Annotated in this window: 22 protein-coding genes; 6 read left to right on the top strand and 16 right to left on the bottom strand. The window is 52.3% G+C overall.

Features of this window, described 5'->3' with window-relative positions; all coding sequences use genetic code 11:
- Positions 1–3: 3 nt before the first annotated feature.
- The gene (locus MHH28_RS32065) at positions 4–1,443 is read right to left on the bottom strand and encodes a bifunctional metallophosphatase/5'-nucleotidase (RefSeq protein ID WP_405109797.1); all 1,440 of its coding nucleotides are present in this window, start codon (positions 1,441–1,443) and stop codon (positions 4–6) included.
- Between the two features lie 154 nt (positions 1,444–1,597).
- On the opposite strand from MHH28_RS32065, the gene MHH28_RS32060 reads away from it, so the two are divergent.
- Both MHH28_RS32060 and MHH28_RS32055 read left to right on the top strand, forming a co-directional pair.
- Positions 1,598–1,846, top strand: coding sequence for a MoaD/ThiS family protein (locus MHH28_RS32060; RefSeq protein ID WP_405109795.1), 249 nt, complete (start codon positions 1,598–1,600; stop codon positions 1,844–1,846).
- 159 nt (positions 1,847–2,005) lie between these two features.
- Positions 2,006–3,046 carry an HD-GYP domain-containing protein gene (locus MHH28_RS32055; protein ID WP_405109792.1) on the top strand — a complete coding sequence of 347 codons (1,041 nt, stop codon included), beginning with the start codon at positions 2,006–2,008 and terminating at the stop codon, positions 3,044–3,046.
- Positions 3,047–3,173: 127 nt separating this feature from the next.
- Here MHH28_RS32055 and MHH28_RS32050 read toward each other — a convergent pair whose 3' ends face one another.
- Positions 3,174–5,039, bottom strand: coding sequence for a beta-glucoside-specific PTS transporter subunit IIABC (locus MHH28_RS32050; protein ID WP_405109789.1), 1,866 nt, complete (start codon positions 5,037–5,039; stop codon positions 3,174–3,176).
- A 231-nt stretch (positions 5,040–5,270) separates the two neighbouring features.
- Positions 5,271–6,116, bottom strand: a complete 846-nt coding sequence (gene licT / locus MHH28_RS32045) for a BglG family transcription antiterminator LicT (RefSeq protein WP_405109786.1) — start codon at positions 6,114–6,116, stop codon at positions 5,271–5,273.
- A gap of 301 nt (positions 6,117–6,417) precedes the next feature.
- On the opposite strand from licT, the gene MHH28_RS32040 reads away from it, so the two are divergent.
- Complete coding sequence (locus MHH28_RS32040) at positions 6,418–6,666, top strand: hypothetical protein (protein WP_405109783.1); 249 nt, start codon at positions 6,418–6,420, stop codon at positions 6,664–6,666.
- Between the two features lie 79 nt (positions 6,667–6,745).
- On the opposite strand, the gene MHH28_RS32035 is transcribed toward MHH28_RS32040, so the two are convergent.
- The 8 genes from MHH28_RS32035 to MHH28_RS32000 all read right to left on the bottom strand — a co-directional run bounded on the left by MHH28_RS32035 (position 6,746) and on the right by MHH28_RS32000 (position 17,270).
- The gene (locus MHH28_RS32035; protein WP_405109780.1) at positions 6,746–8,614 is read right to left on the bottom strand and encodes an ABC transporter ATP-binding protein; all 1,869 of its coding nucleotides are present in this window, start codon (positions 8,612–8,614) and stop codon (positions 6,746–6,748) included.
- A complete protein-coding gene (locus MHH28_RS32030; RefSeq protein WP_405109777.1) occupies positions 8,611–10,380 on the bottom strand; it encodes an ABC transporter ATP-binding protein in 1,770 nt (589 codons plus the stop codon). The genes MHH28_RS32035 and MHH28_RS32030 overlap by 4 nt, the downstream gene beginning before the upstream one ends.
- A 511-nt stretch (positions 10,381–10,891) precedes the next feature.
- Positions 10,892–12,289 (bottom strand): Fe-S cluster assembly protein SufB, encoded by a 1,398-nt coding sequence (gene sufB, locus MHH28_RS32025; protein ID WP_405109774.1) that lies wholly within the window; start codon positions 12,287–12,289, stop codon positions 10,892–10,894.
- A 42-nt stretch (positions 12,290–12,331) separates the two neighbouring features.
- A complete protein-coding gene (gene sufU, locus MHH28_RS32020) occupies positions 12,332–12,748 on the bottom strand; it encodes a Fe-S cluster assembly sulfur transfer protein SufU (protein WP_405109771.1) in 417 nt (138 codons plus the stop codon).
- On the bottom strand, positions 12,735–13,961 hold the full coding sequence (locus MHH28_RS32015) for a cysteine desulfurase (protein ID WP_405109768.1): 1,227 nt from the start codon (positions 13,959–13,961) through the stop codon (positions 12,735–12,737). The genes sufU and MHH28_RS32015 overlap by 14 nt, the downstream gene beginning before the upstream one ends.
- Positions 13,958–15,259 (bottom strand): Fe-S cluster assembly protein SufD, encoded by a 1,302-nt coding sequence (gene sufD / locus MHH28_RS32010; RefSeq protein WP_405109766.1) that lies wholly within the window; start codon positions 15,257–15,259, stop codon positions 13,958–13,960. The genes MHH28_RS32015 and sufD overlap by 4 nt, the downstream gene beginning before the upstream one ends.
- A gap of 26 nt (positions 15,260–15,285) precedes the next feature.
- The gene (gene sufC / locus MHH28_RS32005; protein WP_405109763.1) at positions 15,286–16,068 is read right to left on the bottom strand and encodes a Fe-S cluster assembly ATPase SufC; all 783 of its coding nucleotides are present in this window, start codon (positions 16,066–16,068) and stop codon (positions 15,286–15,288) included.
- A 173-nt stretch (positions 16,069–16,241) separates the two neighbouring features.
- Positions 16,242–17,270 carry a nitroreductase family protein gene (locus MHH28_RS32000; RefSeq protein WP_405109760.1) on the bottom strand — a complete coding sequence of 343 codons (1,029 nt, stop codon included), beginning with the start codon at positions 17,268–17,270 and terminating at the stop codon, positions 16,242–16,244.
- A gap of 218 nt (positions 17,271–17,488) precedes the next feature.
- Between MHH28_RS32000 and MHH28_RS31995 the strand changes: the two genes are divergently transcribed.
- Positions 17,489–17,971, top strand: coding sequence for a MarR family transcriptional regulator (locus MHH28_RS31995; RefSeq protein ID WP_405109757.1), 483 nt, complete (start codon positions 17,489–17,491; stop codon positions 17,969–17,971).
- Positions 17,972–18,027: 56 nt separating this feature from the next.
- Here the strand turns inward: MHH28_RS31995 and MHH28_RS31990 are convergent, their stop codons facing one another.
- Positions 18,028–18,489, bottom strand: a complete 462-nt coding sequence (locus MHH28_RS31990; RefSeq protein ID WP_405109754.1) for a Dps family protein — start codon at positions 18,487–18,489, stop codon at positions 18,028–18,030.
- Between the two features lie 277 nt (positions 18,490–18,766).
- Complete coding sequence (locus MHH28_RS31985; protein WP_405109751.1) at positions 18,767–19,069, bottom strand: YunC family protein; 303 nt, start codon at positions 19,067–19,069, stop codon at positions 18,767–18,769.
- A gap of 215 nt (positions 19,070–19,284) precedes the next feature.
- Between MHH28_RS31985 and MHH28_RS31980 the strand changes: the two genes are divergently transcribed.
- Positions 19,285–19,818, top strand: a complete 534-nt coding sequence (locus tag MHH28_RS31980) for a hypothetical protein (RefSeq protein ID WP_405109749.1) — start codon at positions 19,285–19,287, stop codon at positions 19,816–19,818.
- An 87-nt stretch (positions 19,819–19,905) separates the two neighbouring features.
- Here MHH28_RS31980 and MHH28_RS31975 read toward each other — a convergent pair whose 3' ends face one another.
- The gene (locus MHH28_RS31975; RefSeq protein ID WP_405109746.1) at positions 19,906–20,283 is read right to left on the bottom strand and encodes a DUF423 domain-containing protein; all 378 of its coding nucleotides are present in this window, start codon (positions 20,281–20,283) and stop codon (positions 19,906–19,908) included.
- A 166-nt stretch (positions 20,284–20,449) separates the two neighbouring features.
- Here MHH28_RS31975 and MHH28_RS31970 point away from each other — a divergent pair, with 166 nt between their 5' ends.
- Positions 20,450–20,905, top strand: a complete 456-nt coding sequence (locus MHH28_RS31970) for a hypothetical protein (RefSeq protein WP_405109743.1) — start codon at positions 20,450–20,452, stop codon at positions 20,903–20,905.
- Between the two features lie 86 nt (positions 20,906–20,991).
- On the opposite strand, the gene MHH28_RS31965 is transcribed toward MHH28_RS31970, so the two are convergent.
- Together MHH28_RS31965 and MHH28_RS31960 are read right to left on the bottom strand one after the other, a co-directional pair.
- Positions 20,992–23,265: a copper amine oxidase N-terminal domain-containing protein gene (locus tag MHH28_RS31965; RefSeq protein WP_405109740.1), complete on the bottom strand. Its 2,274-nt coding sequence runs from the start codon at positions 23,263–23,265 to the stop codon at positions 20,992–20,994.
- Positions 23,266–23,455: 190 nt separating this feature from the next.
- Positions 23,456–23,896 (bottom strand): hypothetical protein, encoded by a 441-nt coding sequence (locus MHH28_RS31960; protein ID WP_405109737.1) that lies wholly within the window; start codon positions 23,894–23,896, stop codon positions 23,456–23,458.
- Positions 23,897–23,925: the final 29 nt, after the last annotated feature.

The raw sequence follows: 23,925 nt of genomic DNA, 5'->3' as shown, positions 1-23,925 counted from the left end.
TCATCAGGTGGAGTGCCTCTCCCAGCGGACAGCTTCACACTCATCCAGGCTCCCCGGCCGCTGCAGCTCCATCCGCAGCAGATCGCGCAGGAAATGAGGCAGCAAATAGACCGCCTCCCGGCCGTTGGCTATACTCTCATAGCCTGTACGGAAAGTAAACATATCCAGCGTGCCGACACTGTAAACCCTGGTATCCTCCAGCTGCTCCCCGCCGGCAAAAATCGCAATACCGTTATCATAAGGCATGACCCTTGGATCGTACAAGATTTTTAATCCGTCCACGGCCAGGGTGCCCAGCACCTCTCCCCGGAAGCCGTATCCGTAGATGACCTTATTCCGGAATTCTGCCATCAGACTCTGTTCCAGTGCGGTGCGGATATCCTTGCCTGTCAGCTGTACAATACAGGGATTAATCGGAGAAGGACATAAGGCATGCAGCATGCCTGCGGTGATATTGCCCTCCGGCAGCGGGCCAAGCAGCTGGCCTGTATTCACGAGCGAGATGGGGCTGCCTGTAAACCGGCGGACCGCCTGGGCCAGCAGATTGCCGAAAGGAGACTCCCCCTGAAGGTCCAGCGGCAGCATGCGGTCGCTGATGGCCACCGTCTCCTGTAAGGCCTCCCGGCTGCGCTGCAGATGGATCGCGGCCGCCGGAGCGATAAGCTCCTCCGTCAAGGCAGGATCGACCGCCGTGCAGCCGCCTTCTGCCAGGCAAAATGCTCCGTGCGGCTGCTCCCGCTCGAACACCAGCCGTCCGGCATACCGCCCGAATTTGCCGGCGCCGCATACGGCTGTCCCGCCTATCATCTGCGGCTGCTCCAGCAGATGGTGGGTGTGCCCGCCCAGAATGGCATGCACGCCTTCCAGCTTCTCTGCCAGCCTCTGGTCTGCCTGAAGCCCCAGATGAGACAGAATGATCACGATATCCACCTGCGGGGCAAGCAGCTGAACCTGCCCGCGCAGCGCTTCTTCCGGGTCCAGCACATCCCAGCCGAGCAGAGAATAGAAGGAGGTGAACGCCGCGGTAGCACCGGTCAGTCCTATCTTGATGCCGTCCTTCTCCAGAATCGCGTGACGCTGCATCCAATGCGGCGGCTCACCGGTTGCGGACTCCAGGAAATTGCAGCAGACCACAGGACACTGGATGCCGGTAAATATAGCTGAGAGCATCTCCTTGGAGAAGGTGAGGCCCTCGTTGTTGCCGATGGTGACCGCATCATATCCGGTCAGATTCATAATATCGATGTTGGCCTGTCCCATCGTGCCTTCCGTCTCTACAGCAGCGCGGTCCATATGATCGCCGATATCAAGCAGCAGCACCGGCTCCTCGCCTGCCGCTGCCTTCATGGCGGAGATCACTGCCGCGAGCGGACTCATCATTTCGAAATGGCTATGTATATCATTGGTATGAATAATGGTTAATCTTTGCGCCCCAGGCTTCATAATCTAGCTTCCCTCCCACTTGTACAGCCGTTTATAGAGTAAGCGGCAGGCTTGTGCTGTTCTAGAGTTAGCATAACATTTTCAGACTCAATATGGTATATTGTAATCATTATAAGCTGTCCAAAGCTTAAGTCCAGAAAGGGTTGAAGAAAGCATGCATATCTCGATCCGGCTGTTCGCCGGTCTGGCCGAAATCATCGGCTCCTCCACTCTGGTCTTCCACGCCCATGAGTCCCCTTTGACAGCAGGCAGACTGAAGGAGCTGCTCTCCGCCTCCTATCCCGATGCCTCGTCACAGATCGGTGTATCCCTGGTTGCCATTGATCAGGAATATGCGTCTGATGATACAGATATTACCGAAGGCTCCGAGGTGGCTTTCATTCCGCCTGTGTCCGGAGGTTAACCTGACCGTTCCCCTTCCGCGAATCTGCACAGCTACACCATAAGGTAGGACCAGCGGGTTGCACAATCCGCAAACAGCAATCAGTACTCTTACACCATTGAATATTGCGGACTTTGTTGCTATGCTGTAAAAAATTGCTATAGTAAGGTGGCCTATTCATTGAGAGTACACGTGATGGATCTTAAACCGGGTGATCATCTGCGGATGGATACCTTCAGCTCCCGCGGGCTGCATGTACTTCCTAAGGGATCACGGCTGCAACTGGAGGAAATCGCCAAGCTGATACAGCATGGCGTTGATTATGTAGATATTGACACGGTGCAGGAAGAGCCTGCCCCTTCCAGCCGGACCTCAATCATTCAGTCCGCAACCGGCAGCTTCGATATCATGATTGACGGTTTCGAGTCTATATATATGGAAGCGCTCAGCAAAGGCAGCTTCAATCAGTCTGTAGTGGATGATATACTTCAGCCGACCTTGTCCACACTGGACAAACATAAGGACGTAGTCACCCTCCTGCTACTGCTGGACCGGGAGGATAATTACACCTACAACCACTCCCTTCAGGTCGGCATGCTCTCCTATTATCTTGCCTCATGGCTTGGATATTCCAAGACTGAGTGCTACGAGATCGGGCGTGCGGGATATCTGATTGATATCGGCAATTGCCGCATCTCCCCCGCCATTCTGAACAAACCGGGCAAACTGACGCCTGCCGAATACGAAGAGATCAAATTACATACGGTTTACGGGTACGAAATCATACAGAATTCCATGAACGATCCATACACAGCTCTGGTTGCCTTGCAGCATCATGAACGTGAGGACGGGTCAGGCTATCCCCGGCAGCTGACCAAGACGGATATCCATCCTTATGCCCAGATTGCAGCCGTGGCGGATATTTACAGCGCCATGACCACTCACCGGGTCTATCAGTCCAAGCAGGAGCTGATTTCTGTTCTGCGCGAGATCAACTCACTCAGCTTCGGCAAGCTGAACGGCAAACCGGTCCAGGCCTTCATCAATCATCTGATGCCTAACTTCATCGGTAAGCGTGTGCTGCTGAGCACCGGTGATATGGGTGTAATCGTGATGAACAACCCGCTGGATGTCTTCCGTCCGCTTGTACAGAGCGAAGGCAAGTTCCTTGACCTGTCACGCGAACGCAAAATTGCCGTGGTTGAGATTTATATGGAGTAGCGGGACCTTCTGTCCGCAGGATAAATTCTTATATTTCAAATAAAATCAAGCAGCACCCCTGCGTTGCCGCAGGGGTGCTGCTTGAAGTTGAAGAACAACTGAAGCCTCCCCGGGGGAGGCTATTATTTTATCGGATTAGTGTGAGCAGCAGCTCACCGCTCGGGACTTCCGTTCCCGTGCTCTTCAGCACATCAAGGTATTGTGCCGAGTTGGTCACAATCACCGGTGTCGCGGTTACGAATCCCGCTGCACGGATGGCTTCAAGGTCAAATTCAAGCAGCAGCTGACCCTTGACCACCTCGTCGCCTTCCTTTACCTTTTTGGTAAAATGCTGACCCTTAAGCTTCACGGTGTTGACTCCCACATGAATCAACAGCTCCGCACCGCCCTCCGAAGTGATGCCGATGGCATGGCCTGTCGGGAATACAGTGGTTACAGTTCCGTTCACAGGGCTGGTCAGCCGGCCGGAGGAAGGCTCAATGACAATCCCCTTGCCCATGGCGCCGGAGGCGAAGGCTTCATCAGGCAGCGTATCCAGTGATTGCAGCGTTCCGCTCAGCGGGCTTACAACCAGCTCTCTATCAATCAGCGTCGGAGTTGTAGCAGTAGCCGAGGTTCCGCTTGGGCCCGCTGAAGCCGCGGCCTCTGTCTCCGGCTCGTTGTAGCCAAGCACCAACACCAGTACAGCAGCCAGCACGAACGCTACGAGGATACCGATAACGACCCAGATGAATCCGGTGCCGAAGTAAGTCGGCAAGGCCAGCAGACCCGGCAGGGAGAAGGACAGCGCTCTTGCGCCGCCTGTGGCGATAATCGCACCGCCAATAGCACCGGAGATGCAGGCGTAGATGAACGGTTTTTTGAGCTTCAGGGTAACACCGTAAATCGTCGGTTCTGTAATCCCGAAGACGGCCGACAGGGTGGAGGAACCAGCGAGCGCCTTAAGCTGCGGGTTCTTCGATTTCAGGAATACGCCGAATACGGCTCCGGCCTGTGACAGGACGGCTGCACTGAGAATAGGCAGCATGGTATCCTGTCCCAAGGTAGCAATATTGCTGAGCATGATCGGCACGAAGCCCCAGTGTACCCCGAAGATTACGAATACCTGCCAGAACGCCCCGGCAATCGCTCCGGCCACCAGCGGACTGAGGTTGTACAGCCAAGTGTAGCCGGAGGCCAATCCGTCACTGATCAGGGAGCCTACCGGTCCGAAGGCCAGGAACGTCAGCGGAATCACAATGAGAAGTGCGAACATGGGAACAAGAATATTGCGCACCGACTCATGAATGAACGAACGGAACCATTTTTCCACATAGGATTGCACCCATACCGCCAGAATAATCGGGATCACGCTGGAGGAATAGTTGATCAGCACAATCTTAATCCCCAGGAAGTGCAGCGGGTCTGGTGAGCCTACGGCCGCAATAACTGCGGGATAGATTAGGGCTCCGGCTATGGCAATGGACACGAACTGATTCGCCTTGAATTTACGGGCTGCTGTAACCGCCAGGAAGACCGGCAGGAAATAGAATACGCTGTCGGCAGCCGCATTGAGGATCATGTAAGTGCCGCTGGTGGCGCTGATCCAATCCAGTGACAGAATCAGGGCCAGCAACCCCTTAAGAATCCCTGCTCCGGCCAGCGCTCCAAGGATTGGCGAGAAAATGCTTGAAATAATGTCTACCGCTTTGCCTAGAACGCCGGTACTCTCCGAGCTCTCCTCGCCGCCGCTTTTCTCCGCATCCTGAAGTGAGGTTTCCTTCATAATTTGCTCGAATACCTGGCTCACATTGTTGCCGATGACCACCTGGAATTGCCCGCTGTTCTCCACTACGGTAATGACTCCCGGAGTTTTCTCCAGCGCTGCTTTATTGGCTTTGCTGTTATCCTTCAGCTTGAATCTTAAGCGTGTGGCACAATGGAATACGGAATTGACATTCTCTTCTCCGCCAACGAGTGTAATAATCTGTTTGGATAAATCTTTATTGCTCATTTGAATTTGCTCCTTCTGAGATCTGTAATATAAGCATCGCTGCAGAGGCGGATTGTGCCAGCATAGTATATCGTTCCCCTCTGCAAACAAGAAAAACCTGAACTCAAGGCAAAAGAAAGCGAAAGTACACGCTATTTTGCCATCAGTTCAGGTTTTGCCTGCATGACCAGTTACACCCTGTCCGATGAAATATGAAATTATGCAGCCTGATGTAGAAATTAGCGTTAGGGGTTACTCCAGGCTGTTGCGTTCCGTTACCCGCTGAATGTGAATCGTCAGATACACATATTCATCCTTGCTGAGGCTCTGGCCGTGGGTCTTCTCCAGATACTCATTGATCTTGCCAACGCATTCGAAGGCCTTGACGTAGGTCAGTCTCACCTGGTTATACAGGAACTCTTCACCGCTGTTATTGGTCTCCTTCTTCAGCACCCGCATGGAAAAATACTGCAGATGCGTCAGGAACCGCGAATAATTAAGCGAACTCTCATCCAGGACCACCTTATAATGATAGGTAACGATGTTCAGGATATTCTGAACGATCTCCGTCATCTTAATCGTGGATCTTACCTCCGTGCCATCCATTCTCGCGTTGACCAGGTGCAGGGCAATGAACCCGGCTTCATCCTCACCCAGTGAGAGGCCGGTGGTCTGTTCAATCATCTTCAGGGCATCCAGCCCGATCTCGAACTCCTTGCGGTAAAAGCGCTTGATCTCGAACAGCATCGCATTCTTTAGCTGAATCCCTTTCTCAAAACGCTCCAGCGCGAAATGAATGTGATCTGTCAGCGTCAGATAGAGATTATCGTTCAGCTCCGTCCCCAGCACTTCATTGGCATAGGTGACGATCCCGCTGGCCAGCTCCAGATGTGCCACAGGAATATCATTCAGCAGCTCGGTCAGCCGGGCGGTGAATTCATTCTCGTTCAACAGAAAAATCTTATCCACCTTGGCAGGATCAACATAATCCCCCGCAACTTTATTGAAGGAAATTCCTCTGCCCATCACAATAACCTCCTTGCCCTTCTGGTTCTTGGTCAGGAGCACATTATTGTTCAGCACCTTCTCGATAATCATCTCAATGTCACCTCCTAACATATAGTTTGTACAAAAAAAGCCTAAGTTGATCCCAATATCATTCATAAAATGATACTCGCATCAGCTTAGGCATTGCCCGCGTTACCGGTCACAATCCTGTATTACTGCTATTGTAGCATAAATAAAAGCGATTTCAAGACTTTATTTATTCATTGTTCTGAAAAATCAGATTTTTGCACAAATAATGTTTGAAGGCGATCTTCAAGGGCCACGCTGATCATAGAGACTGAACTAATGAAGCCGGACTCCCATGCTCACATTCCTGTAAGGAGGCGAATCTATGCTTGCGGTTCATCAGCGCCTGGCTGAGTTGTACACCCTGAGTCTGAAGCATCCGCTGGCTCCGGCGGAACAAGACGAGCTTCAGCACTGCCTGCATATCAACACTGTCTACTGCTGGGAGATGGCGCGTCTGAATATCGAAGCCCTGCTGGCAATGGATACACAAGACACCCGGTGGCAGCAGGAGATCAGCGCACAGCTGCTGGAGGTCCGGGTGAACGGCAAGTCCGGTAAAAAACGGGAGTAAGCCGTTAAAAAAACTCAGACGGTTAACAAAAAAGCAGCAGCCGCTCCCTCAAAATGGGGGCAGGCTGCTGCTTGTGCTGCTAAAGAAAGCGGAACTGCGCTTCAATTAATCCGTTATAAATACCGTCATGCTTGGTCAGCTCGGCGTGGTTACCTTCTTCCTTAATCTCACCGTGATCCAGCACCACGATCTTATCCGCATGGCGGATGGTCGAGAGCCGGTGGGCGACGATGAAGGAGGTCCGGCCCTGAAGCAGCAGCTTCAGCGCTTCCTGAATCTTGATCTCCGTCTCCGTATCGATGCTAGCGGTCGCTTCATCGAGAATCAGAATCCGCGGGTCGGCCAGCAGCGCCCGGGCGAAGGACAGCAGCTGGCGCTGTCCCATAGACAATGCGCTGCCCCGCTCCTCTACCTCGGTATCATAGCCGGCAGGCAGCTTGACGATGAAGTCGTGGGCATCCACGGCCTTCGCGGCCGCTTCAATCTCTTCGTCCGTGGCATCCAGCCGCCCGAAGCGGATGTTGTCGCGGATCGTTCCCGAGAAGATGAAGGTATCCTGCAAGACTATCCCGATCTGTTCGCGCAGACTCTGGAGGGTAACATCGCGGATATCCCGCCCATCAATGGTAATGCCGCCGCTCTTGATATCATAGAACCGGCCGATCAGGTTGATGATCGTGCTTTTGCCGGAGCCGGTATGCCCTACGAGAGCAATGGATTGGCCTGCCCGGACATCCAGGTTAATGCCCTTGAGTGCCGCACGGCCCTTCTCATATTCAAATACAACATTATCGAAGTGAATATCTCCCTTAATCTTGGACAGCGGCGTTGCGCCCGGCTTATCCTGAACCGCAGGCTGCTCATCGAGATACTCGAAGATCCGCTCGGAGGAGGCCATGGCAACCAGCAGCTGATTGTACATCTGTCCCAGCCGGTTGATCGGGTCCCAGAAGTTGCTGACATAACTGCTGAAGGCCACCAGGTAACCAACGGTAAGCTCACCGGATTGAATCAGATAAGCCCCGAACCAGAAGAGAATCATCGTTCCGAAGCCGCCGGTAACTTCAATAATGGGGCCGAACCCCTGGTTCATAGCAGAGGCTTTGTTCCAGGATTTCCGGCTATCCATATTCATGGCATCGAAATAATGCATATTCTCTTCTTCCTGGGTGTAGGCCTGCGTTACGCGAATCCCCTGAATCGACTCGTTAAGATGGGAGTTGATCCGGGAATTCTTCATCCGCACATCCTGCCAGGCGATCCGGATCCGCTGCCGCAGCTTGGTCGAGATCAGGAACATAATTGGAACGGTAATCATCACCGCGAGCCCCAGCTTCCAGTTGATCAGCAGCAGAATAATCATGATGCCCAGCAGCTGCACACAGTCAATCATCAGATTGACGACCCCGTTGGTGAACAAATCCTGCAGCGAGTTGATGTCGTTAGTCACCCGGACCAGAACGGATCCGGCAGGACGTTTATCGAAGAAGTTGAAGGACAGCTTCTGGATATGCCGGAACAGGTCCGAACGCAGATCATAGATCACCCGCTGGCCAATCACATTCGTGTATTTGATCCGGTATACACCGGCGATCCATTGAATCAGATACAGGATAATTACACTGGCCGTTAACGTGTAGAGCAGTGTCAAGCTGGCGCTTCCCTCTTTTGGAGCAATCGCTTTATCAATCGCCATACTTGTCAGGAAAGGAACCGTTAGCTTGGTAATCGTGCCCAGAATCATCATGATCGAGACGAGCGGCAGCATCTGCTTCGCATAAGGCTTCATGTAGCCGAACAAGCGGGTGAACTGCCTCCAGTCAAAGGCCTTGTCAATCACATCGTCATCTTTATAGATAAAACGTTCTTCAAGCGTCTGTTCTTCAACCTTACTGTTGTCGGTATTTAATACACCGTCAGCAGTCTGCTTGGAGGTCTCAAGACTCATGCCGGATCACCTGCCTCTCGTCCGTTATCCCTGGCTAAATAATCGGCGTACTGAATCCGGTACACATCCTGATAAGGTCCCGGAACCGCGATCAGTTCCTGATGGGTGCCCTGCTGTACCATTCTTCCTTCATTCATCACAATGATCTGATCGGCATGGCGCAGCGAGGAGATCCGGTGGGCAATAATCAAGGTGGTGCGTCCGCGCATAACCTCCTGGAAGCCGGCCTGAATCTCATGCTCCGTCTCCATATCCACCGCACTGGTCGCATCATCCAGAATAAGAATCCGCGGATTCTTCAGGAGCGCACGGGCAATGGCAATCCGCTGCTTCTGTCCGCCGGAGAGACCCATTCCCCGTTCACCAACAACCGTATCATAGCCTTCCGGCATCTCCATAATGAAGTCATGCGCCTTCGCCAGCTCAGCGGCGCGGATGATCTCATCCATGCTGACATTCTTGAGCCCATAAGAGATATTATTGCGGATCGAGGAGGAGAACAGGAAGGTCTCCTGGAACACCGTCGATATTTGCGAGCGCAGACTGCGGACCTGGAACTCGCGGATATCCACACCGTCGAGCTTGATACTGCCCTGATTCACATCATAAGCACGCATCATCAGCTGGGTAATCGTGGATTTCCCGGACCCGGTTCCGCCAAGGAATCCTATGACCGCGCCAGGCTCGGCATGGAAGTGAATATCCTTGACTGCCGGCATTTTGTTGCCGTATGCGAAAGTGACATGATCGAACTCCACCTCACCCTTTACTTCAGCCGGTGCAAGCTCGCGTGCATTCTCTTTATCTTTTACATCAATCTGCTGATTAAGCACTTCCAGCACACGTTCGCCGGAGGCCTTGGACTGGGTATAGTTGTTGATATGGAACCCGAGTCCCCATACCGGACCGATGATGTACCAGATCAGGCTGAAGAAGGCTACCAGCTCACCCAGCGACATCTGCTTGTTAATGACCAGCGTACCGCCAACGCCGAGCAGGATGGCTACACTGACCGAAGCCAGCAGCTCCATGAACGGGAAGAATTTACTCCACAGCTCAGCCGCAAAAATCTGATTATCTTTATAACGTTCATTACGGTGTGAGAATTTCTCAACTTCGTAGGCCTCTCTGGCAAACGATTTGACTGTTCTTACCCCGGTGACATTTTCCTGTACAGCCGTTGTCAGGGAACTTAACGCCAGGCGCATCTCCTGAAAGGCCGGATGAATTTTGGATTCAAATCTGAGTGCAACTACCGCCAGAAACGGCATCGTGATCAGAGTAACCAGCGTCAGCTGCCAATTGATGGTAAACATCATAATAGAGCCGAATAGAACCATGAAGAATACATTCAGCAATTGGGCAAAGCCGAAGCCGATGAACATGCGGATCGCTTCCAAGTCCCCGGTCAGCCGGGACATCAAGTCGCCTGTCTTCGCCGTATCATAATAGCGGAAGGACAGAAATTGCAGCTTCTCATAGCAGGCATTACGCAGCCGGTAAGCCAGGAAATTCCCCAGCCGTCCGCCGAAGAATCCATGGGCAAACTGCAAGCACGCCTTGACAATAATAACAGCAAGCACACTGAGAGCGAGTACGGGCACCTCAGTAAACTTTAGGGGAAGAATAACATCATCGATCAATCTCCTTAACAAATTGGGGGTAATAAGCCCCACTGCAGTTGCGGCCGCCAAACATACAATCGACAGAATCAGATAGTGCAGCTTCTCCCGATAAAAGCCCCGCAGTTGCCTGAGAACATCCATATCTCTCCTCCTTAAAGCTTTACGAAGTAAAGCTGGCTCCGTAAGCATAAACTTGGCTTTACGAAGTAACCTTGCTTGTAAGCATAAACTGGGTCTCTAACCTTCGCACCTTAAGCTAGCTTTTTAGCGCTTTCAGTTTAGGGACTTTAAGCAGTTTATCATCCCTAATTTAAAGCGGCAAAGGGGAGAAACCTCCGTTTTCCCTCTTTTTTCGGAATAAACCGGGGTTAAGCAGGGGCAAAAGGACGCCTGTCGTTTTAATTGCTGCTATTTCCTCGCAAATCCTGCTCAATTAAGATATAGCAAGATTCAGCTGGGCGAAGGGGCTTTTTGCCAGCCTGATAATAGGAATTTTATGTATTATTCCCAACACCATCTGCAGCCTTTATGATGACATAAGCGCTTATGAGTCCCCATACAAAAAAACGTGCCCCCGAATCTCCGGCCTTAGGCCATTAAGATTCAAGGAACACGTCTAGGATATTGCCTGGCTCATGGATGAGGCTTCGGGTTAACCGATAGACCCTTCCATCTCGAATTTGATGAGGCGGTTCATCTCAACCGCATATTCCATCGGCAGCTCTTTGGTGAACGGCTCGATGAAGCCCATGATAATCATCTGCGTGGCCTCGGCTTCGGTGAGGCCGCGGCTCATGAGGTAGAATAACTGCTCCTCGGAAACCTTGGAGACCGTGGCTTCATGCTCAAGCACAATGTTATCGTTCATAATCTCATTGTAAGGAATCGTGTCCGAGGTGGACTCGTTATCCAGAATGAGCGTATCGCATTTGATATTGGATTTCGCGCCTTCCGCCTTGCGGCCGAAGGAGGCGAGTCCACGGTAAGTGACTTTGCCGCCATGCTTGCTGATCGACTTGGACACAATGGTGGAAGTGGTATCCGGTGCCAAGTGAATCATTTTGGCGCCTGCATCCTGATGCTGGTTCTTGCCTGCTACCGCGATGGATAAGACAGAACCCTTGGCTCCACGGCCTTTAAGAACAACCGCTGGATATTTCATTGTCAGCTTGGAGCCGATGTTGCCGTCTACCCACTCCATCGTAGCATTCTCTTCGGCTACCGCACGTTTGGTCACCAGGTTATAGATGTTCGGTGCCCAGTTCTGAATGGTTGTATAACGGACACGGGCATTCTTCATGCAGAGAATCTCAACCACTGCACTATGCAGGGAGTTCGTGCTGTAGATCGGTGCGGTACAGCCTTCCACGTAATGCACGAAGCTGTCTTCATCCGCCAGAATCAGGGTACGCTCGAACTGCCCCATGTTCTCGGAGTTGATGCGGAAGTAAGCCTGCAAAGGAACTTCACACTTCACACCCTTCGGAACATAGATGAAGCTGCCCCCGGACCATACGGCACTGTTCAGTGCGGCGAACTTGTTGTCTGCCGGCGGAATGATCGTACCGAAGAACTTCTTGAACAATTCAGGGTGATCACGCAGCGCGGAATCTGTATCCGTGAAGATAACCCCTTGATCTTCAAGGTTCTGCTGCATGCTGTGATAGACTACCTCAGATTCATACTGTGCAGAGACACCGGCCAGGAACTTCTGCTCCGCTTCCGGAATGCCCAGCTTGTCGAAGGTCTCCTTAATCTCGGAAGGAACTTCCTCCCAGGTCTTGCCCTGTTTCTCGGAAGGTCTTACGTAATATTGAATATCCTCGAAATCCAGATCGTCCAGATTGCCGCCCCATTTAGGCATAGGCATCTTGCGGAACTGCTCCAAGGATTTCAGGCGGAATTCAAGCATCCATTCCGGCTCGTTCTTGATCGCGGAGATTTCCCGGACGATTTCTTCCGTGAGTCCTTTACCAGACTGAAATATCGACTTGTGCTCGTCACGGAACCCATACTGGTATTCCTCCATATCAGGCGCTTTCTTAGCCATGGTGTCAGCCTCCTTGAGTGTAATGTTATTGATGAGCTTTTTTTACGTTTCTATGCCTTTGCGAAGCGCGTTCCAGGCCAGAGTGGCACATTTGATCCGCGCAGGAAATTTATTAACACCGGACAGGGCTTCAATATCTTCGTAGTCTCCGAAATCTGCTTCCTCACCCTTCATTAGAGAGGAGAAGCTGTCTGCCATCTCAAGCGCATGCGCGATGGACTGGCCTTTGACCGCTTCCGTCATCATCGAAGCCGACGACATGCTGATGGAACAGCCCTCGCCGCTGAAACGGGCGTCCTGGACGACGCCGTCCTCCACCTTAAGCTGAAGCGTAATGCGGTCGCCGCAGGTCGGGTTATTGAGTTCGATCTTAAGTGCGTCATCTTCAAATGAGCCGCGATTCCGGGGATTTTTGTAATGATCCATAATTACGCGTCTATATAAGTCATCCAAGTTCATAGCTGAAGTACTCCTTTGCCTTGATTAAGGCTTGAACCAGCGAATCTACATCCTGCTCGGTATTATACAGGTAGAAGCTGGCCCGCGCGGTAGAGCTGACCTCCAGCCAGCGCATGAGCGGCTGGCAGCAGTGATGTCCTGCGCGGACAGCTACACCTTCCGCATCCAGCACGGTGGCCACATCATGCGGATGGACATCCCCGAGGTTAAAGGTCACTACTCCCACCTGCCGGTTGCGGGGACCGTAGATCGTCAGATCACTGAGCTCCGACAGCCGCTGCTCCGCATAAGCGGCAAGCTGCATCTCGTGGCGGTGGATCTCATCCATTCCGATCTCCTGGAGGAAATCAATCGCTGCCCCGAGGCCAACGGCACCTGCAATGATCGGTGTTCCGCCTTCGAACTTCCACGGCAGCTCCTTCCAGGTAGACTCATACAGCCCGACATCATCGATCATCTCGCCGCCGAATTCAACGGGCTCCATAGCTTCCAGCAGCGCCTTCTTGCCGTAGAGCGCACCGATTCCGGTAGGCGCAAGCATCTTGTGGCCGGACAGGGCGTAGAAATCGCAATCCAGCTCCTGCACATCCACCTTCATATGAGGTGTGCTCTGTGCCCCGTCTACGACAATGACTGCGCCGTTCCGGTGGGCAATCGCGGCAAGCTCTTTGATCGGATGGGTAACCCCCATGACATTGGATACATAGGCGATGGCTACGATCTTGGTCCGAGCGGTTATCGTCTGCTCGGCATCCTCCAGTGTGATCGTCCCGTCCTTCTGCAGCGGCAGGAATTTCAGGGTCGCCCCGGTGTTCTTGGCCAGCTGCTGCCAGGGAATGAAATTGCTGTGATGCTCCATCTGGGTAATCACAATCTCATCCCCTTCCTTCAGGACGGAAGGACCATAGGAGGAGGCTACAATATTAAGCGCGGTCGTTGTACCGCGTGTGAAGATAATCTCCTTCACGCTGCGGGCATTGATGAAATTCTTCAGCTTCTCACGGGCGCCTTCATACGCATCGGTTGCCCGGCTCCCCAGGGTATGCACCCCGCGGTGTACGTTGGCATTATCCCATTCGTAGTAAGACTTGACCGCCTCAATAACCTGGCGCGGTTTCTGTGAAGTGGCCGCACTGTCCAGGTAGACCAGCGGATGGCCGTTGATCTTCTGGTTCAGTATGGGAAACTGCTCCCGGATGTGGCTGCTAATCATTGGCCTAACTTCCTTTCCACAAGAGATTGGAGCTGATTGCGCAGTCCCTCCAGTGGAATTTGCGACACAACAGGTGCAAGGAAGCCGTAGATGATCAGTGTTTCTGCGTCATGCCGCGATAATCCCCGGGACATCAGGTAGTAGACTTGCTCGTAATTGACCTGTCCTACAGAAGCGGCATGGCCTGCGGTGACATCATCTTCATCTATAAGGAGGATCGGGTTGGCGTCTCCGCGCGCTTTGGGGCTCAGCATCAGCACCTTCTCTGTCTGCTGTCCATCAGCTCGGGTAGCGCCCTTCTCGATCTTGGTAATTCCGTTAATAATCGAGGTTGCTGAATCCCGCATAACGGCACGGGTAATCATATCACTCGGTGTATTCCGTCCAAAATGCTGGGCCTGTGTAGTGTAGCTCAGCTTCTGTGAGCCGGAGCCTACTGCAATGACCTTCGCATCCGAGCTCGAGCCGTTGCCCTTCAGCACAGACTTCGTATCGCTGGCTGTATCGCCATAGTTCATCTCACCGATGATCCATTCGATAGTACCGTCATTCTCCACAACGGCGCGGCGGTACGTAATATCCGTAGTGTCCTGTCCCAGCTGATGCACGGTAGCGTATCTAACGGTAGCGCCAGCACCGACGAATACCTCAACCGCTCCGTTATGCAGACCCGCTTCAGACTTATCCGATACATAGTTATCCACGTAGGTTAATGAACTGTTAGCATCGGCAACAATCAGAATATGGGGTGCAAAAGCAGCTTCGGCATCATCCGTGAGCAACACCGCCTGCAGCGGGGTCTCAATGATGACATTCTTCGGAACATAGAGGAATACCCCGCCGTTCCATAGCGCTGCATGCAGCGCGGCAATGGAGTGCTCATCAGGCAATACTGCCTTATGCAGATAACGCTGAACCAGATCTCCATGCTCTCTGACTGCCGTCTGCAAATCGGTGAAAATAACGCCCTGCGCTGCCAGCTCGGGAGCCAGGCGCGCATATACGGCACCTGAATTCCGTTGAATGATCAGGCTGCCTTCCTCTTGCCCCTCGACCAGCCCGGCAATAGAGGCCGGTGCCTCTTGAAGTGCCGCCAGCGCCTCGCTTGGCTTGTATGTCCCATAGTTGTTGATATTCCAGCGGTCAACCCGCGTCTTCTCCAGCTTCGGCAGCTCAAGCTCAGCGGCAAGTTCCAGAGCCTTCAAGCGGCTGTCCTTCAGCCAGCCCGGTTCACCGCTGCTCTGCGACCAAGTGCTGAGCTGCTGCGCGTCCACGGGAAGAATGGTTTGCGTCGTCATAAGTGGTTTCCTCCTTCCAGCGTTTCTTAAGCTTCTTGTCCTACAGTTTCGTCTTCAATGCCGAGCTCTTCCTTGATCCATTCGTAACCTTCTGCTTCCAGCTTCTGTGCCAGCTCAGGACCGCCGGATTTCACAATCCGTCCCTGCATCATGACATGCACATAGTCAGGCTTGATATAGTTAAGCAACCGCTGATAGTGGGTAATAACCAGGAATCCGCGTTCCGGGCTGCGCATGGAGTTCACGCCGTCGGCAACGATTTTGAGTGCATCGATATCAAGGCCGGAGTCAATTTCGTCAAGGATGACGATCTTGGGATCCAGCATCATCATTTGCAGAATTTCATTACGCTTCTTCTCCCCGCCGGAGAAGCCTTCATTCAGATAACGGTGCAGGAATTCAGGGTTCATATCCAGTTCCTTCATCTTGGCTTCCATCTGGCGGATGAAGCGAATCAAGGAGATCTCACTGCCCTCTTCACGGCGCGAGTTAATCGCACTGCGCAGGAAGTCGGAGTTCGTCACTCCGCTGATTTCACTTGGGTACTGCATACCCAGGAACAGCCCGGCGCGGGCGCGCTCATCCACTGCCATCTCCAGCAGGTCTTCCCCTTCAAGCATAGCTGTGCCTTCTGTAACCACATACTTGGGATGACCCATCAGAGCTGAGGCCAGTGTACTTTTACCAGTACCGTTCGGTCCCATCACGGCGTGGATTTCCCCGCCCTTCATTTGAAGGTTAATCCCCTTTAGAATTTCTTTTCCTTCAATCGTCGCTTTCAGTCCCTCAATGACAAATTCTGCTGCCATAATTATTATTCCCTCCATTGATCGATTTGCGAAATCAGAAAGTTGTATTGTCACAGGTTAACCCTGATTACAAGCATTTAGATTTTTTATCACATTGTAATTATTATAAAGTGAATCAGGATGATTATCAATGATTCTCACTAATTTTATTACATCGGCCCTTTTTTATCAAATTAATTAATGGTTATCTTCACGGTAGGCGAAGAAAACCCGGAATTTGAATAGTGCTTATATTCCCCCGATTCAAGCACTGCAACGATCCGTTCCAGCGGACGAAGCCCGAAGGACTCACATTGCTTCCGGTCATAGACCCATTTCGGAATCCTGCGGCGTAAGTGCCACCCTTCGGACCGGGCCAGCAGTTGAAAATTCTGTATCAAGCTGCACACCGCTGCATAATCCTCGTTCTGCTTGTGCGGGTCCGTCTCTTCTGCGGCTACTACTAGAAGGAATGGCAGTGAAGGCGCTTCGTCAGAGAACAGCAGGTTGCCTGCGGCCCCTGTCTTATCCCCCGTCACATAGATGAACCGCCAAGGTTCCCGCATGCCATCATTCGGCGCCCAGACCGCCTCGTTCAGCAGCCTCAGAACATTGTATGCGGAGAAAGGGGCGGCATCCGCAAGCTGGCTGTTGTCTTCGCCGATGATTGTCCATTTCCGTTCTGCCGGTGTTCTTTTTCGTCCTCGCGGCGCTTTGTCGAAGCAGCCGATTTCCAGCATTCCGGCAAACTTCTCACCTTCCCGCCAACCGATGAGCTCATAGAACGATTCGCTCAGAATCAAGGGATCTGAGTACCACAGCATGCCAAGTCCCTGCTCCCAGCCCAGCAGCTGAACGTTCTGCATAATGCTGCAGACTGCAGCATAATTCACATCCCGCTGCTGCTGCGTTTCGGCGGCTTCAGCAATAAAGATGATATGAGCGGGAGTAGCCGTGATTTGTTTTTTCAAAAGACCTTTCATTTTGGCAGGAAGGAGCTTTCCAAGATTGCTTTCATTCACCTTCGCCATCATGGATTCAGCCAGCTCTTCCCGGGACCCGGGTGTACCGAAGTAAAGACAGCGCCATTGCGGTGTGCCCTCGGCCTCGTATAAACCGGCGGCTTCATTCAGTAAAGATACAATCACTTCCTGCTGAAGCGGCACATCGCTAAATCTCCTGACAGTCCGCCGTTCTCTTATAGTTCCGGAGACATTCTTCACTCTCATTCCTCCCCGGATATAGTCTGGCATACAAAAAAATGATTTACCAGTAAACTATATTTCCGAAAACGGGGAATGTCAATCCATTATTATAGCAGTCAAGTCCTTTAGATTAACTAAATATCTATAAAAATCAAGTTTCCCAATCAATAGTTTACTAATGAACAAAAATCGATTAGAATAGATTTAATAAATACAAGAAGGAGTGGCTCCGCCCCATGTATCCAGCCGAAGGACTTAAGCGCCTGCTGTATGACCGTTTTATCCATTTAACCCATTTATCCGAAGAGTATTTTGCCGCGGAGGAGAATGCTGTTGCAGAACTCCTGCAGGAGTACGGGATTACGTTCTCATCAACCAGTCTAACCAGCATTCATGTCCTTGATTGTATCGGCAATAACGAGCCAATTAACAGTACTGCAATCGCGGACAAAATGAAGCTGTCCAAGGCGAGCATCACCAAAATCAGCACCAAGCTCCTGCAGGATGACTGCATCAAGCGAAGCCGGATGAACGACAACAAGAAAGAGGTGTACTTCAGCCTTGCCCCTAAAGGCAGACAGCTCTTCGACATCCACGCCAGGATGCATGAGCATCTTGAACAGAAATTTCTCGAGACCATGACCTCCTTCACCGAGCCGGAGCTGCAGGCTTCCCTGAAATTTGTTCAAACGATGATTGATCATAGTCCAAAAAAATAAAGCCTCCCGCAGGAGGCTTTATTTCCTCTTCTTCATTCTGGACATCTATCCGGCACTCAGCCCAGGAAAGCGCGCAGCATCCACTGGTTCTTCTCCAGGTCCGTGCGGATCTTGATGAACAGGTCCGCTGTCGGCTGGTCGCTGATTTCTTCAGCAAGCTCAATGCCTTCTGTCAGCTCTTCCGCCACTGTAGCGAAATCCTCGATCAGCGCCTGAACCATCCCCCGGGCATCTTCTTTGCCTGTGGCTTCCTGAATGGTTGCAATTTCCAGATATTCTTTCATCGTAGCTGCCGGGCTGCCCTTGATGCTCAGCATGCGCTCCGCCACTTCGTCCATTTTGAGTGTGATATCATCATACAGCTCTTCAAACTTCACATGCAGGGCGAAGAACTGCTCACCCTTCACATACCAGTGATAGTTATGCACTTTCACATACAATACGTTCAGGTTGGCTACCTGACGGTTAAGTACCTGTTCCAATGAAGCGGTGTTCACTTTGTTTGATGCTTTAGCCATGAGATGATCCCTTCCTTATCCATTGAATTTAGCCGGCTGCTTGTCCATTGTCCGGCCTTGCAGTTGTCTATTCTCCATTTACCCTTTTGCCTGGAGGGCGAAACAAGATGGACACCGGACAAGCCCTTTTTCCCGCCCGCCCAAGGCAAGCTTCCGTCCTAACCCGTAGGATGAACCAAGCAAGCTCCGGTTATGCTAAATGATGCTGTTCAGGGGCAAAATGAAATCAGCCATGGGGCCGGAAAGCTCCATGGCTGACTACTCACCGCTACGCGCCTTACATCATGAGCAGCAGGGCCTCTGCACCGGTCATGCCCGGCACAATTCCCAGCTTCTGTGCTTCTATAGTTACAGACTCAAGCGGCGCGGCCAGCAGCTGAGGAAGAGTGCGTACCCCGACAGCTCTTGCCGCAATAATCTGCCGGTCGCTCAGCACCTCGTTCAGCAGTCCTATATCCAGCGCCCCGCACATGATATACCCTTTATCTGTGCTGATGCTGAGCAGTGTAGTTTTGGGCAGCTTCACCTCAACACCCACCAGGACATGGTCGCCCACCTGCATAGGCTCTAACGTTACCATTTGCAGCGCCTCCTTCTTTTCACATTCACGTTAGTAGGTTATGCTTCCGGCTCGGGGCCCGTGTGGACGATGGTCCTAGTTCCTGGAGAAAAACGGAGGGCCGTAAGTCCTTATTTCTCAGCAGGAGGGTATATAATTTTCACCTGTTTAATGATATAGTTTATATTACTAATTTAATTAATGTAATCGTGACTAACGATAAATTTGGGGGATTAATGGATAAGAAACTACAACATACCGACGGCAATTATCTGTTCAATGTCGACATCCTGATTAATGCCCGCACGAACCCGCTTGCGCTGCAGTACCTGCTTGAAATGTTGAATTCCAGCGACAAAGTCACTGATTTCAACATCAACTCCGGGCTGGAGCTTGGCAGAGCCATTGATCACCTGCTGAAGTCCGCCAAGCTGGCTCTGAAGACCGATGGCTTCACACCCGCTCCGGTGCCGGTGAAATTGCCGGACAAGCCGGCAGATCTTCCGGCAGCCAAGCCTGCGGAGAAACCCGCCGCCAAGAAGCCGCACACAGCACCGGTAGAAACTCCTGCTGATGTCTTCGGCAAAATCAGGCAGTACATTCAGAATAACCAGCTGGTCCGGCTGCGCGCGAACCGGCATGGCAAGCAGGTATCCATGCCCTGCCGTATTCTGAACTTTGACGAAACGGAGAATTCGCTGAGTGTGTACCATGTGGATGAGAAGCAGGTCTACACCTTCAAGCTTAATGAAATCGATGAGTTCCTGTAAGACGTTAGAAGCACCCGCCCCGGGTTCCGGGGCGGGTGCTTCTTCGTCTTGGTGCTTTTGCGGCGAATACGCTGCTCCTGCCGCACTTCACTTCTTGCGCGAGAAGGCCTCCAGGGCCAGGCAGATCCAGCCCGCAATGAAGCATACGCCTCCCAAAGGAGTGATGGCTCCGAGAACCTTGATACCGGAAATACTGAGAATGTACAGGCTGCCCGAGAACAGGATCACCCCGGCAACCATCAGCCGCCCTGCCCAGCGCAGACGGACACTTTCGCCCCACTGGCCGGCAGTCAGCCCGATAAGTATCAGTGCCAGCGCATGGAACATATGATACTGGACACCGGTCTCATACACCTTCAGATAGTGCTCACTGATTACAGGCTTCAGGATATGCGATCCGAACGCGCCGATTGCCACAGATAGCATACCCAGCAAGGCTCCCCAGCCCATTAATCTTCGTTGCATGGATTCACAGCTCCTTCACTCCAGTTGAACTTCTACTATCTTATCGTATCTGCTCTGCCGATTGCCAGCCGTAACTTTTTGCGGCGCTCATGCCCTGAAGACTTGCATTTGAAGCCAGGTTGTGAAAAAGTGGTAGTAATCTACTATATCCCAAGGAGTGCAGCCTATGGACTATCATTCACCTCCCAAACCGGACACTACCGCAGCTGAGCCGGCAAGATGGGACTCTTCAGAACACGACACGAACCCGGATTACGTATACCAGGAGAACAAACGCGACTACAAACACTCCGGCCCCGGTATTGCTTCGTTCGTAATTGCTCTGCTTACCTTGGTCTGCTACGCCATAATATTCGTGTATGTAGGAGCCCAAGCAGCTTCTCTCATGAATGAGAATAAAATGCTGATTGCCGGTTCGGCAGAAACGATCATGTATCTGGGCTTATCCATGCTGATCCTTGTCGCCGTGAATGTGATCGGGGCGGTTACCGGTATTATCGGTCTGACCCTGCGCAGACGGCGCAAGGTATTCGCTGTCATCGGCACCATCGTCAACGCCGCCTTCCTGCTCCTGTTCATGCTCCTGCTATCCGTTGTTCTGGTGAACGCCGGAGCGTCCTGATATCCGCTCTACAGCAAACACAGCATATCCCTCACACCGGGACATGCTGTGTTTTTGTGTTGTCCTATAAGCAGGGGCCTGGACGCTTAGAACTCGAACTCATCGCTTGAATCGGACAGTCCGCCGTTCTGCACGCCTGAGCTGTTGGCTACGGCAAGCACATATACTTTATATTTGGTGCCTTTGACCACCGGATTACCGTTGATGTCCCTCGCTGCAGCCGCAACCGAGAGATTGCTTCCGTTAGGGACTGCTGATCTATAGTAAGACGATTGTACGTTAAGGGCTTCGGCCGTACCGAAGCTCTGCTTGGACGGGACCACAAATACCCGGTATTCGGAGAGATTCGACTCGCGGGCGGACTTGGTGAAGTTAACCACTACTTTACCGTTATCCATGCCGTAGGTCACATTCGTCACGGAGGTGACAGGAAGCTTAGCCGATAAGCTGATGGCTGCCGATCCCTCCGACAACACGTTAGCTCCCTGGTAGCTGCCGTTTCTGACAGTCAATACATATACCCTGTAGCTGATTTCAGGCTTGATGGCTGCGCCGCGTACGTCTTTGGCTGCGCTATCGAGCACCTGATTGGTGCTGTTGCCGGATGTGCTTGCCGTAGTATAATTCCCCGCATTATTCGCATCCGACAGGCTGAAGCTGTTGTAATAGTTCATAGGCACCACCAGAATCCGGTAATGGCTGATGTAGGATTCGTCTCCGGCATGCGTGAACGATACCCGCAGATCGCGGCCGTCTCCATAATCGCTGACATCGCTCACACTCAGATTCGATATGGCACTGAGGCCGGAGGTATTCGCCAGCGTTATCGCCGGAGAAGCGGCAGAGAGTACATTCGAGCCCGAATTGTTCCCGTAGCCTGCCGCGAGTACATACACTCTGTAGCTGGTACCGTTCCTGATCAGGGAACCGCGCACATCTCTGCTGGAGGCGTTCAGAATCTGTTCGGTATAACCTCCCGATGTGCCTACAGCCGTGTAATTGGCACTGGAGACGTTATTCGCATCACTCAGGCCGAAGGTGCTGTACAAGTTAGTTGGCACCACCAGAATGCGGTATTGGCTGATATTAGTCTCATCTGAGGCATGGTTGAAGGTAACCTTCAAATCCCGGCCGTCATTATAGTCGTTCACATCGGTCACATTCAGGTTGGATACCCCTGCATTGGCCAGTGTAAGGGCTGCTGAAGCAGGGGACAGCACATTATTCGCTGCATTGCTGCTGTCAACCGCCAGTACATATACCCGGTAGCTGACGCCTGTCTTGATCAGCGCTCCATCGGTATCTCTGGAGCCGGAGGAGAGATTCATGCTGATATTGTTCCCCGTCTTGTTGATCTGCGTATAATTGTTGCCAGTAACCGCGTTCGCTCTACCGAGGTCAAACACGGTGGAATTCGACGCTTTGACTACGAAGATCCGGTAAGTGCTTATCTTGCTCTCATCAGCCAGCTTGTTAAAGCTGACGGAGAGATCCCGCCCGTCCCCGTAATCACTGGTATCCTTCACCTGAAGGGTGCCCAGTGCCGGAACTGCCTTGTTCTGCAATGTTACCGCCGCCGCACTGGACAGGGCACTGGTATTATTGCCTTTGCCGACGGTCACTACGTATACGGTATAGCCCTGATTATTCTTAATCAGGTCGCCGTCGATCGTTCTGGCGTCAGCGTTCAGCTTCACGGCAGGGTTCGCTCCTGTTACCAGAGCAACGGAGTAGTTATTGGACCCTACTGCCAGGGCAGATGACAGATTCAGTGTAGTGCCGGTCTTGGCGATAAGCACACGGTAGTGATCGACCAGCGACTCATCGGCTGCACGGTTGAAGCTGACCTGCAGATCCCGTCCGTCCCCGTAATCGCTGATATCCTGGGCAGCTATTCCTGATACCGGAGCCGCATTCCCGCCTACCGGAACCGGAGTCGTGATGGTTACAATCTGCGCACCCGGGTTCCAGCCGACTTCGCGGCCGAGCGCTTCACTTACGAACCGGGTAGGAACCATTGTGCGGCCCTTCAGATTCTGACCCGGTACATCAAGGCTGACTGCCTTGTTGTTGATCGTGGCAATCTTGGAGCCAATCTTGAGTACAATCGTTGTATCATTCTGGAAAGCAGTCACAGTCTGTGTCTTCTGATTCCACTTGATGTCGGCATTGAAGGCTTCGAAGATCGCCCGCAGCGGAACCATTGTCCGTCCGTTCACCATTACCGGCGGCTGATCTGTGGACAAGGTCACTCCATCAATAATAACTCTGATGGGTTTTGCTGCTGCCTGGGCCGGAGCCTGAAACAACATCGGTAACACCAATAATCCTGCTACAATCGAAATCCATAACTTTTTCACAAGCTCACCCTCCCGGATTGGACACCTATCTCATTTTGCTATCTCTTTGACGCAAGCCGGGTGGAAAAAGTTTCTCTCTGCACCGGTTACAATAAAATAACCTTTGGGACCGGATTCAAAGACAGCAAAAAAGACTGCAACAGGAGGATACCCTTAGGGTATTTCGCCATTGCAGTCCCGGTTCCGGGTACTACTTTGCCGGATTGTCCGCTTTGGTCAGACTGGACAGTACCCGCTGAATCACGACAGGATCATTTCCGACTATTTTTTCCACATAGGTAAATACCACGGGATCATCCATCTCAAGCAGTTCCGGCGCATCCGCTGTACCGGCACCGAGTTCAAAGGCCGTCGGCCCTTCTTCTGTCACAATCTCCACGGAATGGGTATCCATCTGCCCGACATAAGTGCCTGAACCCTGAATCTTCTCAGACACTGCTGCTGCGGAAGGACTTGGCTTAAACACCGGACTGGCCAGCGGTACCGCCTTCGTCTGGACAGGGACCCCTGAAGAGCCTGCCGACGACGATACTCCGGGGGCTTCAGCCGGACTGTTCCCGCCGCAAGCCGTCAGGGTGAGCATCAATACAGCCGTTGCTGCCATTGCAGGTAGCGTATGTTGTCGTCTCATGATGTTACCTCCTCTGTTAATTGTGTGCT

Origin of the sequence: Paenibacillus sp. FSL K6-1217 (assembly GCF_045040735.1) — a bacterium.
GTDB lineage: Bacteria > Bacillota > Bacilli > Paenibacillales > Paenibacillaceae > Paenibacillus_AQ.
This window is presented reverse-complemented; position numbering and strand designations above follow the sequence as displayed.